A 14,064-nucleotide genomic window follows, 5' to 3' on the forward strand; every position below is an offset into this window, starting at 1 on the left:
CGCGCCCTTCTTCAAGCAGGTGTTGTGTCACGCTCCTGTGAGTCGAGCAAGGGCGTCATCCATGGTACCGGCCGGCAGTTCGATCAGCCGCGGCGCTTCGGTGAACAGCAAGGCCGCCTTGACCGCGCGTCCGGGATAAAGCGGCTGCAGCAGGGCGCGATAGAGCGCGAGCTGCAGGACATAGGCCGGCGGGACCTCGGCCAGGGAGGCGGGTGCCGGCCGGTTGGTCTTGTAGTCGACGATAGAGACCGCGTCCGACGTCACCGCCAGCCGGTCGATCTTGCCCGAAATCGAGCGCTTTTTGCCCTTGACCTCCAGGCTGCCCATGATCGCGACCTCGGCGCGCGACGATGGCGCAAACAGCGGACCGAGGCCGGGATCGGCAAGGATCGCCGTGACCGATGCCAGAGCTTTTTCACGCTCTGATTGAGACCAGTCCGCACCCGTTCGCGCGAGATAGCGTTGCGCCGCGCCCTCGCGTTCACCCTCGGCAATGCCCGGCAACATCTGCAGCAATTTGTGCAAAGCGAGCCCGCGCACCACGGCAAAGCCTGGCTCGGCATCTGCATCGAGCACCGGCGAAGCCTTGTCGACCACCGCTTCCTTGCCTTCGTCGATGAGCGCCGAGGCGCCGGATGGCGACAGCGGACGCGGCAAATCCTCGAAAGGCGGCAAGGGCCGGAACAGGGTCATCGGCAGTGGCCCGAAACTGTGCGCCTGCCGCGCCTGCTCGCTGGAAACCGGTGCGACAGGCGGCAGCTTGGTGACGTGAAAACGATGCACCGGATCGCCGCCGGCGGGGTGCGGGCGCTCCACGCTCTCAGGCGCGCCGATCAACGCTCGGCTGACGATCGAATGCCAGGTGCCGGTGTTCGGCGCCCGCTTGCCGTGATAGCCGCAGACGATCAGCCGGTCCTCGGCGCGGGTCATGCCGACATAAAGCAGCCGGCGGTATTCGTCGTCGGCGAGTTCCCGTGCCCGCACCGCCGCAGCCTTGGAAAACCCATTGGCGACGTCGCTGGCCGAGCGCCAGAGATAGCCCTTGCCGTCCCAGCCCGAGCCTTCGAAAGGCATCAGCCGCGGCAGATGCTGGTCGCTGAACGGCGCAGAGCCGCCGTCGACCAGGAACACGACCGGCGCTTCCAGGCCCTTGGCCGCGTGCACGGTCATGACGCGGACCTCGTCGCGGGTCTGGTCCATCTCGCGCTTGATCTCGGGACCGGCATTCTCCAGCGTCGACAGGAAGGCTTCCAGCCCCGGCAGGCCGGTTCGTTCCTCGGCAAGGCAGAAGCTCAGGAACTCGTCGAGAATGTCGCCGGCCTCAGGCCCGAGCCGCGCGATCATCCTCTTGCGCACGCCATCGCTTCTGCCCACGCCATCGCGCGCCAGCAGGCCGGCGTAAAACTCGAACACCGGCTTGAAGGCGGCCTCGTTCGTCCAGATGTCGAGCTGGGTGACGACCGCCGCCAAAACCTCGCTCTCGCCGGCATGGGCGCGAAGAGATGCAAACAGCGACAGGCCGGTCGGCCTCTCCGCCGCAAGCGCAAAAAGCCCCTCCTCCGGCAGATCGAAGATCGGGCTGCGCAGGACGGCGGCGAGCGACAGATCGTCCTGCGGCTGGATGAGGAGATGGCCGAGCGCAATCAGGTCCTTGACCGCAATGTGTCCGGGCAGGCTCAGCCGGTCGGCGCCGGCGACCGGAATGTCGCGGCGTTTGAGCGCCCGGGTCAACGCGTGGACGAAGCGATCGCGCTTGCGCACCAGCACCAGCACGTCGCCCGGCCGCAGCCGCTTGCCACGGCCTTCGACGATCTCGCCGGCGCCGATCCAGCCGGCAATGGTGGCCGCGACATGCTCGGCAACGCGCACCGCCGGCGCATGCGCATGGTCGATGGCTTGCGTCCAGTCGTCGGGCTCGTCGACGACGTCGGCATCGACCGACGGCCAGACCTCGACATAGCCCGGCGCATCGGTGCGGATGGCCTGGTGGCGCAGCGGATCAGGATCATGGCTGATGCCGCGCCGCACGACAGGATCGGCAAAGACGCGATCGACCGCGGTCAGAACGTCATCGGTCGAGCGGAACGACCAGGTCAGCTTGAGGTCGGCGAAGGATGCCTCGGCATCACGCACCCGTCCCGCGAACAACAGCCGGCTGTCGGCGAAGGAGTCCGGCGCGGCGCCCTGAAAGGAATAGATCGACTGCTTTTCGTCACCGACGGCAAAGACCGTGCGATGGACCCTGTCGCGGGCGCCTAAGCCGGCAAAAAACTCTTCCGCCAGCCGCTTCACCACTTCCCATTGATCCGGGCTGGTGTCCTGCGCTTCGTCGAGCAGGATGTGGTCGATGCCCTGGTCGAGCTTGTACTGCACCCAGGGGCCGGCATCGGGCCGCGCCAGAAGGTTGACCGTGCGGGTGATCAGGTCGTTGAAGTCGAGAAAGCCGCGGCTGCGCTTCAACACCTCGTAGCGGGCAATCAGCCAGTCGGCGATGGTCAACGCGGCGCGCGTGCCTTCCAGCATCCGGAACAGCGCCAGCCTGTCGACCGTTTCGACGATGGCATTGGCCGTCGAGAGATAGCGTTCCGCCAGATCCGGCAGTCGGTCGACCAGGGCTTTCTTGAAGGCCTTTGCCGGATCGTAGGCATCGCCATCGGTCTTGAGGAAGGCTCTCGCAAGCTGTTGCACACGGCGAACAGGGTCGGCCTCGGTGAAAGCCTGACGCGCATAGGGCAGGATGTTGTTCAGCACCGTCCTGGCATCGGTGGCATCCGCGGCCTGGGCGAAGCCGGCAAAATAGTCGGGCAAGAAACTCGGCAACGGCCAGACCGATGCCGCTATGCCTTCGGCGGTCTGGCCGGGGCGGAAATGGAATTCATCGAATAGCGCCTGGAAACGCGTGCCATCGCGCCCAATCATGTCGATGAAATTGCGCAAGCCGTCGCGCTTGCGCACGATCTCGCCCAGCAAGGCATCGAGTCCGGCTTCGCCGCCACGATCGAGAATGGTGGCAAACGCCTCGGCCAAGTCCATGTCGCCGGCGGCCGTTCCAGAAATCATGTCGCGGCGCGCGGTGGCGAACAGCGATGCCTCCATCGGCGGATCGAGCATCTCGAAATGCGCCGGGATGTTGGCCTCCAGCGGGAACTGATGAAGCACCGATTCGCAGAAGGCATGGATGGTCTGGATCTTCAACCCGCCGGGCGTCTCCAGCGCCTCGGCAAACAGGCGCCGTGCCCGGCGCATGGTCTCAAGATCGGGCCGGCGACCTTCCAACGTTTCGATCCTTGCCGCCAATTCCGCGTCGCCGAGTGCCGTCCACTCCGACAGCGTCGAAAACACCCGGTTCGACATGTTGGCGGCGGCGGCGCGTGTATAGGTCAGGCACAGGATCTTCGACGGATCGGTGCCGCGCAGCAGCAGCCGGATGACGCGCTGGGCCAGCACATGGGTCTTGCCGGAGCCTGCATTGGCCGACACCCAGGCGGAATTCTGGGGGTCGGCGGCGCGGGCCTGGCTGGTCGCGGTGTCGCTGGGGATGGGATAGGCCTTCTTCATGCCTCCCCTCCCTCGTCGCCGGCATCGCCGCCGGCGGACCATTCGAGCACGCGGGCAAGATGGTCGTAATCGCCATCGGTCTCGCCTTCGCGAAACGGCAGCGCGCGCGACAGATAGCCGGTCGCCGGGTCGGCATAGTGGATCAGGAGCTTTTCCAGCCGCGCCCAGGCTTCTTCGGCGAGATCGGTGGCGGTGCGCGGCTGGCGATTGTGTTCGAGGATCGATTCCTCGAACACCTCGCCATTCGGCTTCAGCCGCACGAACGCCAGTTGCGAAGGATCGCGCGCGCCCAAATCCTTGAAGGCGCCGCGCCTGAGCAGCGCGCCCTCCAGCGCCAGTTGCGGCGCAAGCAGGGTGTGCGCCTGCGCCTTGGACGGCGAGGAGCCTGTCTTGTAATCCAGTATGTCGGCCATGCCGCCGGCCAGCAGGTCGACGCGGTCGGCATAGCCGGACAGCGTCACGCCGGACTGGCCGACGACGGTCTTGCCGGCGCGTTCCTCGGCATGCCGCCGTATCACCGCGTCGGCGCGCGTGCGCTCCCACTCGATGATGTTGGCGGCGAGTTTTTCGAAACGCGGCCACCACACCGCCTCGACATCGGCCGGAAGTGCGGCTTCGGCAAAGCAGGCGCGGCCGGCAGCGATGAGGCCGGCGAGCGCGTCGGCTGCGCGCGGATCGGCAACGCGCGCCGAGAACAGATGCAGGATGGCGTGAAACAGCGTGCCGCGCTCGGCCGCACCGGGATCGCGAATGACCGGATCGAGCGGCATCAGGCCGAGAATTTTTCGTGCATAGACGGCGTAGGGATCACGGCGCAGGGTCTCGATCTCGGTGACCGAGAAATGGCCCGGGCGAACAGACAAAGGCGGCGTCGGCTGCGGCCGTGGCGCGAAATCCTGCCTTGGGCCGGTGTCGAGCGCGCGTGCCCAGGCGAGCAATTCTTCGCCGCGCCGGCGCAGTTCAACCGTCTGGTCGTTGCCTATGAATGTGAGCAGGCGCTGCAGCCACCGCGACGGCACGGCAGGCGCGTCGCCGGCACGCGCCGAGCGGGCCAGCACCACCTTCTTCGCGCCCAAGGCCATCTGGAAATCATGCGCGGCAAGGCCGATGCGCCGTTCGGGTGGTTCGAGATCGATGCCGGTCTTCATTAGCCGCGACATGAAGCGGTCGCTCTCGGGCTTGCGCGGCCACACGCCCTCGTTGAGCCCGCCGATGACCAGCGTGTCTACATCCTGCAAGCGCGCTTCCAGCGCGCCCCAGATGGCGATGTTCCTGTCGGTTCCCTGTGCCGGCTTGACCGTTTCAGGCGCGATCAGCCCCGCCATCACGTCGGGCCACTCGTCCGCGGCGAATGAGAGCGGCGCGGAAGCCGCGACCAGCCCACGCAGCAATTCGGCAAGCTTCTCGCCGGCGTCACCCGCATAGAGCAAGCCAAGGCCGCCATCGGCGGTGCGGCCGAGATTTTCGAACGCCACGATGCTTGCTCCGACCAGCGCGCCAAGGTCGGCGTCCGCCTGGCCGCGAAACGCCGCGAGCGGCGCCAGCGCCTGTGTGAGACGTTCGAGCAAATTCTTCGCGGCTTCGAGGGAGCGCAGGGTGAGACGGGAAAACCAGAAGGGCTGCCGGCTGCCGCTGGCAAGGCCGGTGAGACGGGTTTCGAACAGTTCCGGAAGCGAAACGATGTCGGGGCGGCCGGTGCCGCCGCGCAGCGCCACCAGTTCGACCAGCTCCGCCGCGTGGCGCACATCGGCCCGTTCGAGGCCAAGCCCAAGCAGCGGATGTTTGAGCAGCGACAGCAGGCCGACCGGATCGCCTGGCCGGTACACCGCCTCGAGCGCCAGGCCGAGCAGGCTGGCCGCCGGGGTGTTGGCGAGCGGCGTGCCACCGGAATCGTCGGCGACGACGCCGAACCGCAGGAGTTCCACCGAGACGCGCCGCGCCAGCGCGCGGTCACCGGTCACGAGAGCCGCCCGTTGGCCCGGCTCTTCGACCGCGCGCTTGAGCGCGACGGCGATCGCGACGGCTTCATCGCGTTCGCTGGCCGCTTCGAGCAGCGTCACGCCGGCAAAGGCCCCGGCAATGTCGGAGGCTGAAAAGCCGTTGCGCGTCTCGGCCCACAATTCGGTGGTTTCGGCCGGCCGCAGCGCTTCGCCGACCAGGGCGGCGCGGAGCGCAAGCCGTGGCTCGGCTGCGCCAATCTCCTCGACATCGCCGCGCAGCACACCGATCTTACCGATCAGCCTGGCGAGACCGTATTGCGGGTGCCCGAGCACGGCCGGACGCGCGCCGGGCGCCGCGATTGCCTGGAACGACGCTTCGTCCAGCGTCCGGTCGAGACCGGGCAACACGATGGCGCCACCGGGCAAGCGGGCAATCGCGGCAAGCAACTCGGCCGTGGCCGGTATCGAGCCGGTCGAGCCCGCAGCGATGACCGGCCCGGCTGGCGGATTGCGCTGCAGCCGTGCGGCTTCAGCGCGGATCAGCGCGCTGCGATGTGCGGCAGGGTTGGAGCGATCGCGTTCTTCAAGGAATTTCGGCCACGCATCGGTGACGATGCCGAGAAATTCAAGCGTCACCTGCCACCATCCGGCAAGGTTGCCGGTCACCAGGTCGGTGAGCTTGGCCCAATCCGTGCCTTCCGTCTCGATCTCGTCCATCAGCCGGGCGAGATCGCGCGCCAACCAGATCGCGTCGGCGGTAGAGGCAGGGATGACGATCTCCTCGGCGAAGAGCGCCGCGACATGCGCCGGCAGCCGGCGTTTCCAGGCGCGGACCAGCGGCGCCAGCAGCAACAGGCGTTCGCTTGCCGAAATCGGCGGCGCGAGGTCGATGGCGGCGGACGCCTCGGTTTCGAATGCAGCCTCATCCTCATCGAACTCGCCGAGCGGACGGATGACCGGCAGGATCGCCGACCCGCCGCCGCCGCGTGCCGCCAGGCTGTCGACGAAAACACCCCGCAAGGCGCGCGCCGCGCGCCGCGTCGGCACATAGATGGTGACGTCGGCCAAAGCGAGCGGGTCGCCGTCAAACCGGAACCCCGGAACAAGGCGCCCGGCTAGCAGCGCCTCGGCAAGCGTCGGCAGGAACGGCGCTCCGGAGGGAATTGAGAAAACGCGGCTTGAGCCGCTCATTTCAACTCGGCTAGCGCGCCAGCCACGGCCGCCTCGGCGAGCGGAATGGCATCGGGCGTGCCGACGGTGATCCAATGACCCTGCATCGGCATGCCGAACAGCCGGCCGGCAGCAATGGCGGTGTCGAAATAGGCGTTGAGCGAGTGCGGCCCGGACTGGGCATCCTCGAACAGGCGCGGATGGACGATCGCCGCTCCGGCATAGATCAGTCCGGCCGGATCACCTTTTGATCGCCGCAAGCTACCATCCGGCGCCACCAGGAAATCGGTGCTGCCGCAGTGTCCGGTCGCCTGATGGAGATCCGCCAGCATCAGCAGAATATCCATTTTCGCAGCGTCCCATGCAAGGGCAAGACGGCCGAGATTGAGAGGACCCTGGTCGATCCAGAAGGTATCGGCGTTGAGGATGTAGAAGGGTTTTCCGCCCAGCTCCGGCAACGCCTTGACGATGCCGCCGGCGGAATCGAGCAGCTTTTCGCTCTCATCGGAGATGATGATTTTTGGCGTGCGGCGCGCCGCGACATGGGCAACGATCTGTTCGGGGAGATAATGGACATTGACGACGGCCTTGCCGACACCGGCGGCGGCCAGGCTGTCGAGCCCCCAGTCGAGCAGGGTCTTGCCGGCGATCTTGACCAGCGGCTTGGGAATGGTGTCGGTGATCGGCCGCATGCGCTTGCCAAGCCCCGCGGCGAGCACGATGGCGGTGTCCGGTTTTGCTGTCACAGTGCCCGCTCCTCCAGCAAGCCGTTGGCGTTGTAGAACTCCCGCAGGCTGGCCAGCCCCGGATGAGACAGCGCCCGACGCAGATAATCGCGAATGCGCGGCAGGTGCTTCAGATAATATGGCTTGCCGTCGCGCTTTTCGAGGCGGACGAAGATGCCGAGGATCTTGGAGTTTCGCTGCGCCGCCATGATCGCGTAGGATTCCAGGAAGCCTTCTTCGTCGAAGGCGCCGGCTGCGTGGCGCGCCGCGACATAGGCGTCGAGCGTCTCTCTCTCGATCTCGGGCGACATCGTAACACGCGCGTCCATGGCGAGCGAGGCGACGTCATAGGCGCACGGACCGATCAGTGCGTCCTGGAAATCGACGATCCCGAGCCGATCATGCCCGGCGCGGTCGCCGCGCCAGATGATGTTGGGCGAATGGAAATCACGCAGCATCAGCGTGGTTTCGCGGCCTCGCAGCCGGTCGAGGAGCGCGTTCCATTGCTGGTGGTAACCGGCACGCAAGGCATCGCTGGCCGGGCTGCCTGATATGGCCGGCACGTACCAGTCTACTAGCAGATCGGCCTCGATCATCATCGCATCGCGGTCGAAAGGCGGCACGTCGTGGAAGCCGCCCTGCCCCGTTGCCAGGCGCTGCGGCCAACTCCTGCCATGCATCATGGCCAGCAGTTCGGCCGCCGCCGCATAACGCTCGGCCACCGGCTGGCCATCGCCGTTGAGAAATCCTTCCGAACCAAGATGCTCAAGCAGCAGGAACCCCTGATTCTGGTCCTCGGCATGGATTTCCGGAACGCTGACCCCACCCGCCTTCAAAGCCCGGTCGATGGCGACGAAGGCGGAGACCGACTGCGCTGTATGAGCGATCTCGGCATAGGGCTTGCCGTCGCGGACCGGCGGCCCCAGCACCAGCCGCGGCGAGTTCATCAAGACCTGCGGCTTTCGGCCGGCAAGCGAGACAATCTCATAGGAGCGGGCCGAGGCATCGCCGATGAAATGGCGGCGCCTTGCGTCGCCCCAGCCGGCAGTTTGGAGAAAGTCGCGCATGGCCAGCGATCGCGCCACGCGGTCGAAGGCGGCGCCCTCGCCCGACAGCCGGGCCAGCCGTCCCTCGCCATGCTGGACGAGTTCGATCAGAACCGAGGTTTTCGGCAGGTAGTCTTCGGCTCGTTCGGGCCATTCGACCAGGGCAGCGCCTTGCGCCAGGGCTTCGTCGAAACCAAGTTCGTCAATCTCAGCCGCCGAGGACAGGCGGTAGAGATCGAAATGATGGACAGGGATGCGGGTGTCGTAGCTCTGCACCAGCGTGAAGGTTGGGCTTGGAACATCGAGACCGGCATCGTCCGCCAAAGCCCTGATCAACGCCCGCGCCAGGGTGGACTTGCCGGCGCCGAGGTCGCCCTTGAGCGCCAGGACGTCTCCTGGTCGCAAAGACAACGCCAGATCCTCGCCCAGCAATGCTGTCTGTGTCTCGTCGGCGAGTAAACGCTCCAGCACCAATCCCGTCATCGAGCGCGCTACTCGGCCGCGGCGCGGATGCCCGGCATGTCGGGAAAAGTGCAGATGACGGTCGTGCCCTTGTCCTTGCCGGTTTCGATGCGAACGCTGCCGCCATGCAGCTCGACAAAGCTCTTGACGATCGACAGGCCGAGACCGGCACCGCGCCGGCGGCCGCCATTGGCACGCGGCTCAAAACGGCGGAACACCGAATCGAGCAGATCCGGCGGCATGCCGGGGCCGTCGTCATGAACCGAGAATTCCACCCCGTCCGCCAGATGGCGGCAGGTTAGCCGGATGGTGCTGGCTTCCGGCGCATAATTGGCGGCGTTGCTGAGCAGATTGTAGAGGATCTGGCGGACGCGGATCTCGTCGCCGTGGAACGTCTTCGGCGCAGCAGTGGCGTCAACCTCGAGCCTGATCGAATGCTCTTCCAGCCGGTCGGCCACCAGTTCGGCCGCGGCCGCGATGGTACGATCGACATGCACCTCTGAAATGTCGAGCTGCATGATGCCGGCGTCGACCGTCGCCAGGTCGAGGATGTCGTTGACGATGGTGAGCAGGACCGAGGAGGACGATCCGACATGCTCGACATATTCGCGCTGCTTCTGCGTCAGCGGACCGGTCGCCGGCAGCGACAGAAGTTCGGTGAAGCCGATGATGTTGGTCAGCGGCGAGCGCAATTCGTAGGAGACGTGCTGGACGAATTCGTTTTTGAGCTGATCGGATTTCTGCAGCGCCTCGTTCTTGTCCTTCAGCGCCCGCTCGACATTGACGCTGTCGGTCACGTCGACGAAGGTCATCATCACTTGCCCGTTGGGCAGCGGGATCATGGCGTAGCTCAGCACATTGCCATTGTTGAGTTCGGTCTGGCCGTGACGGTCACGGCGCTCGTCGTCGAACCCGGTGATGGCGGCAACGAAACCCGGCCAGGGACTGTCCGCCGCCGCCTGCCGGTCGCAAAGGTCGCGGATCGCGGACACGTGCACATTGGGCTTGGCCGCATCGCCGCTCAGGCCCCAGAGCTTGGCAAAGGCAGGGTTCGACAGACGAAGCCTGCCATCGGGGCCGAACACCGCCACGCCTTCGGCAAGATTGTCGAGCGTCTCGCCCTGCACCCGCACCGCTGTCTGGTAGCGGCTTTCGAGGTCCATCTTCTCGGTCAGGTTCTCGAACACCCAGGTCACGCCGCCCTTGGGCTGCGGGTTGGCGACGACGCGGATGGTCTTGCCGTCCGGCAGATGCCACCAATGTTCCTGCGATTCGACGGCGCGATAAGCGCCGAGCAGGCCTTCCTTCCACCGGCGCCATTCCGGCTGTTCGGCGATCTTGCCCGAGCTGCGCAGCCGGTCGAGCAGCAGAGCATTGTCGGGAGCGCTGTGCAGGAAGCCGCTGTCGAGGCCCCACAGCTTCTGGAAAGCCTGGTTGAAGAACCGCAATTTCTCGTCGGTGTCGAAAATGGCGACAGCCGTGTTTAGCTGGTCGAGCGTGTCGGCGTGGCTCCTGACGGTCCGTTCGTACTCGCTGCGAACGGTCTCGATGGCGCTGGTGTCGCAGGCAAGGCCGGCCGAGCCATCCGCGCCGGCAAAATCGGTGACCGCAAACACACGGCGATCGCCTTCGATCACGGTGGAAAGCGACTGCTCGAAGACCGGATGCGTCTTGTGCTGGGCGGCAATCGCATCGCGTGCCTGGCCGCCGAGGAACTCCTTTGCCTCGCGAACCGCGGCTTCGGCACTTTCGGCTTCGACCGCATCGGCATAGGCCCGGTTGACCCACTTCAGCCGCCCATCCTCGCTGCGAAGCCATGCCGGCATGTTCAACGCGTCGAGCAGGCCGATCATCGTGTCATGGTCGGCCGCCAGCCGCTGGTTCTCGATCTTCAGCCTGGCCTGGCTGCGCTGCGTCTCCGAGAGCGAGACGAAACGAACCAGCACGTGGGCTGCGCTTTTGCGGCCATGCACTTCGAGCGGTGCGCCGGCCTGCGATTCGATGACGAGGTCGAAGTGTTTCGCCTTCTCGCGCAATCCCGCGACGGCATGTTCGAGCGCCGCCGCCGAACGCGGCATCAGCCAGCGGCCGAAAGCGAGGAAAGCGGCACGGTCCTCGGGGGCACCGCTTTCCACGGGCAATGTGCCGATGAGTTCGGGCTTCTTGTTTTCCGCGGCCCAGACGACCAGGCGCTGGTCGCGCAGATTGAGCAGCGCCTCCGAGCGGCGCAAGGCCGCGTTGATGTCGGCGAGGCGGCTCCTGAGTTCGACATTGTCCGCCGAGGTGCGGGCTCTTTCGCGGATGAGAACGATGGCCGACAGAAGTGCCGCGCCGGTCACGCCGACAAACACCGCAAGCTGCATCACCTCGATCGCGCTGATCGACATCCCGGCCGTGGTCACGCCGGCGGCTTCGGCATGTGCAACCGCATAGGCCAAGGGGCAGGCAAACGCGGACGTGGCAAGGAACAGTGCCGCGCGAGCACGCCATGACAAGCTTCCGCCTTGCAAGGCAGAGCCAGTAACCCCCGAATCGTCTTGGCCGCCGGAAACGGCCCGTCCCGCTCTGTGCGGGTGTTGCCCCGGCATGTCTTGGTCCTCTCCGCCGCCTGAATGCAAGACCGCCCTGATGCGCGCCTCTCTTGATCCCCTCTCGGGCCGGAAGCGTCGCGAATCACCTGACAATAAACCCTCGCCGAATCGCCGTGAAGGCTGGCGGCGCGCAAAAATAAAGCCGGGCGAAAAGTCAATCGCCCGGCATCAATATCTGGTAGCAATTTTAGCTTTGGTTAATAGCGGTAGTGTTCCGGCTTGAACGGTCCCTGCTGGGTCACGCCGATATAGGCGGCCTGCTCGCCGGACAACTCGGTCAGGCGGGCGCCAAGCTTGTCGAGATGCAGGCGCGCGACCTTTTCATCGAGATGCTTGGGCAGGACATAGACCTGGTTCGCGTACTGGCCGGGCTTGGTGTAGAGCTCGATCTGGGCCAGCACCTGGTTGGTGAACGAGGCCGACATGACGAAGCTCGGATGACCGGTGGCGTTGCCGAGATTGAGCAGCCGGCCTTCCGACAGCAGGATCATCCGCTTGCCGTCAGGGAAGGTGATCATGTCGACCTGCGGCTTGACGTTGGTCCATTTGAGGTTGCGCAGCGCGGCCACCTGGATCTCATTGTCGAAGTGACCGATGTTGCCGACAATGACCATGTCCTTCATCGAGCGCATGTGGTCGAGGGTGACGACGTCCTTGTTGCCGGTGGTGGTGATGACGATGTCGGCGGTGGGTGCCGCATCTTCCAGCGTGACGACTTCAAAACCGTCCATCGCCGCCTGCAGCGCGCAGATCGGGTCGACCTCGGTGACCTTGACGCGGGCGCCGGCGCCCTTGAGCGAGGCCGACGAGCCCTTGCCGACGTCGCCGTAGCCGCAGACGACCGCGACCTTGCCGGCCATCATGGTGTCGGTGCCACGACGGATGCCGTCGACCAGCGATTCCTTGCAGCCATATTTGTTGTCGAACTTCGACTTGGTGACCGAGTCGTTGACGTTGATGGCGGGGAAGGGCAGTAGGCCCTTCTTCTGCAACTGGTAAAGCCGGTTGACGCCGGTGGTCGTCTCTTCGGTGACGCCGCGGATCGCTGCCTTCTGCTTGGTGAAGAAGCCGGGCGAAGCCTTCAGGCGCTTCTTGACCTGGGCGTAGAAGTATTCCTCTTCCTCGCTCTGCGGGTTGGACAGCACGTCCTCGCCGGCCTCGGCGCGGGCGCCGATCAGGATGTACATGGTGGCGTCGCCGCCATCATCGAGGATCATGTTGGAGGTGCCGCCGTCGGCCCACTGGAAGATCTTGTCGGTGTAGTCCCAATACTCCTCGAGCGACTCGCCCTTGACGGCGAACACCGGGATACCGGCCTCGGCGATGGCCGCGGCCGCATGGTCCTGGGTCGAGAAGATGTTGCAGGAAGCCCAGCGGATATCGGCGCCGAGCGCCTTCAGCGTCTCGATCAGCACCGCCGTCTGGATGGTCATGTGCAGCGACCCGGTGATGCGCGCGCCCTTCAGCGGCTTCTTGTCGCCGAATTCCTCGCGGCTGGCCATCAGGCCCGGCATTTCGGTTTCGGCGATCTCGATTTCCTTGCGGCCCCAGCCGGCAAGCGAGATGTCGGCGACCATATAGTCCTTGCTACCCGTCATGGCAGTGCTCCGATGCGAATTGTTAGCTTGCGAATTGGTTGCGGATGCGCCCACGCCGGTCGGCGCGTCGAAGGGCGCGAATTGCCGGTCTGACTAGCAGATCGGGGCTCGGACGACAATGGGATATAAAGAAATCTTTATCCCTGCATGTCCATCGGACATGCTTTGGCGATGTAGAAGATCAGCTTTCCTCGCCGAAGCGGGACGCCACCAATTGCTCCAGCGCGTCGATGACCTGCAGCGCCTGCGGTCCGCTGGCGGTGACACGGATCGAGTAGCCCGGGCTTGCCGCCAGCATCATCAGGCCCATGATCGAGGTGCCGCCGACCTTGACGCCGTCCTTCTCGACATGCACCGAAGCGTCGAAGCCGCTCGCCAGTTGGACGAATTTCGCCGAGGCGCGCGCGTGCAGGCCGCGCTGGTTGATGATGGGAAAGTCCCGGACGATCTGATCTTCTTCCGGGGACAGCGCGTTCATTTGCTGCTCAAAAGCTGGCTGGCGACGTTGATGTATTTGCGGCCGGCCGCCTGCGCCTCATCAAGTGCGGCCGCCATGTTGTCGCCCTTGCGGATCGAGGAGAGCTTGATCAGCATCGGCAGATTCATGCCGGCTATCACCTCGGTGCGGCCGGACTCCATCACCGAAATGGCAAGGTTGGAGGGGGTGCCGCCGAACATGTCGGTCAGCACGATGACGCCCGTTCCGGTGTCGACACGGGCGACGGCGTCGACGATGTCGCGACGACGCTGCTCCATATCGTCATCGGCGCCGATCGCCACGGTTTCGAAATTGTCTTGTGGCCCGACGACATGTTCCACGGCATGTCGGAACTCGGCGGCCAGTTGACCGTGCGTTACAAGCACGAGTCCGATCATTCTTTGGTGGCTCCCGTCATCGCCGCTTCACAGGCGCATATTATGCTCGCCAGCCATTCCAGGCGGCGGGAGCGCTATCTTGTCGACGCGCGGCCGGT

General features: G+C 65.5%; 8 protein-coding genes. All 8 read right to left on the reverse strand.

Features of this window, described 5'->3' with window-relative positions:
- Positions 1-27: 27 nt before the first annotated feature.
- A complete protein-coding gene (addA, locus tag AC1D0I_RS02925) occupies positions 28-3,558 on the reverse strand; it encodes a double-strand break repair helicase AddA (RefSeq protein WP_477392936.1) in 3,531 nt (1,176 codons plus the stop codon).
- Complete coding sequence (gene addB, locus AC1D0I_RS02930) at positions 3,555-6,689, reverse strand: double-strand break repair protein AddB (RefSeq protein ID WP_477392938.1); 3,135 nt, start codon at positions 6,687-6,689, stop codon at positions 3,555-3,557. Before addB ends, addA begins: the two co-directional genes overlap by 4 nt.
- The gene (locus tag AC1D0I_RS02935) at positions 6,686-7,414 is read right to left on the reverse strand and encodes a nucleotidyltransferase family protein (RefSeq protein ID WP_477392940.1); all 729 of its coding nucleotides are present in this window, start codon (positions 7,412-7,414) and stop codon (positions 6,686-6,688) included. Before AC1D0I_RS02935 ends, addB begins: the two co-directional genes overlap by 4 nt.
- Entirely contained in the window at positions 7,411-8,922 is a 1,512-nt protein-coding gene (tsaE, locus tag AC1D0I_RS02940) for a tRNA (adenosine(37)-N6)-threonylcarbamoyltransferase complex ATPase subunit type 1 TsaE (protein ID WP_477392942.1), read from the reverse strand. The genes AC1D0I_RS02935 and tsaE overlap by 4 nt, the downstream gene beginning before the upstream one ends.
- An 8-nt stretch (positions 8,923-8,930) precedes the next feature.
- Positions 8,931-11,489, reverse strand: a complete 2,559-nt coding sequence (locus AC1D0I_RS02945; RefSeq protein ID WP_477392944.1) for a sensor histidine kinase — start codon at positions 11,487-11,489, stop codon at positions 8,931-8,933.
- A 200-nt stretch (positions 11,490-11,689) separates the two neighbouring features.
- Positions 11,690-13,090, reverse strand: a complete 1,401-nt coding sequence (gene ahcY, locus AC1D0I_RS02950) for an adenosylhomocysteinase (protein WP_477392946.1) — start codon at positions 13,088-13,090, stop codon at positions 11,690-11,692.
- Positions 13,091-13,271: 181 nt separating this feature from the next.
- Positions 13,272-13,568 (reverse strand): HPr family phosphocarrier protein, encoded by a 297-nt coding sequence (locus AC1D0I_RS02955; protein ID WP_095083198.1) that lies wholly within the window; start codon positions 13,566-13,568, stop codon positions 13,272-13,274.
- Positions 13,565-13,966: a PTS sugar transporter subunit IIA gene (locus AC1D0I_RS02960; RefSeq protein WP_056589309.1), complete on the reverse strand. Its 402-nt coding sequence runs from the start codon at positions 13,964-13,966 to the stop codon at positions 13,565-13,567. Before AC1D0I_RS02960 ends, AC1D0I_RS02955 begins: the two co-directional genes overlap by 4 nt.
- Positions 13,967-14,064: the final 98 nt, after the last annotated feature.

Source organism: Mesorhizobium sp. P2_D1, from assembly GCF_056404455.1.

What these genes read in the sequence shown, in the direction of transcription:
- addA (WP_477392936.1), bottom strand. Translation starts at nt 3,558, where the DNA reads ATGAAGAAGGCCTATCCCATCCCCAGCGACACCGCGACCAGCCAGGCC.
- addB (WP_477392938.1), bottom strand. Translation starts at nt 6,689, where the DNA reads ATGAGCGGCTCAAGCCGCGTTTTCTCAATTCCCTCCGGAGCGCCGTTC.
- tsaE (WP_477392942.1), bottom strand. Translation starts at nt 8,922, where the DNA reads ATGACGGGATTGGTGCTGGAGCGTTTACTCGCCGACGAGACACAGACA.
- AC1D0I_RS02945 (WP_477392944.1), bottom strand. Translation starts at nt 11,489, where the DNA reads ATGCCGGGGCAACACCCGCACAGAGCGGGACGGGCCGTTTCCGGCGGC.
- ahcY (WP_477392946.1), bottom strand. Translation starts at nt 13,090, where the DNA reads ATGACGGGTAGCAAGGACTATATGGTCGCCGACATCTCGCTTGCCGGC.
- AC1D0I_RS02955 (WP_095083198.1), bottom strand. Translation starts at nt 13,568, where the DNA reads ATGAACGCGCTGTCCCCGGAAGAAGATCAGATCGTCCGGGACTTTCCC.
- AC1D0I_RS02960 (WP_056589309.1), bottom strand. Translation starts at nt 13,966, where the DNA reads ATGATCGGACTCGTGCTTGTAACGCACGGTCAACTGGCCGCCGAGTTC.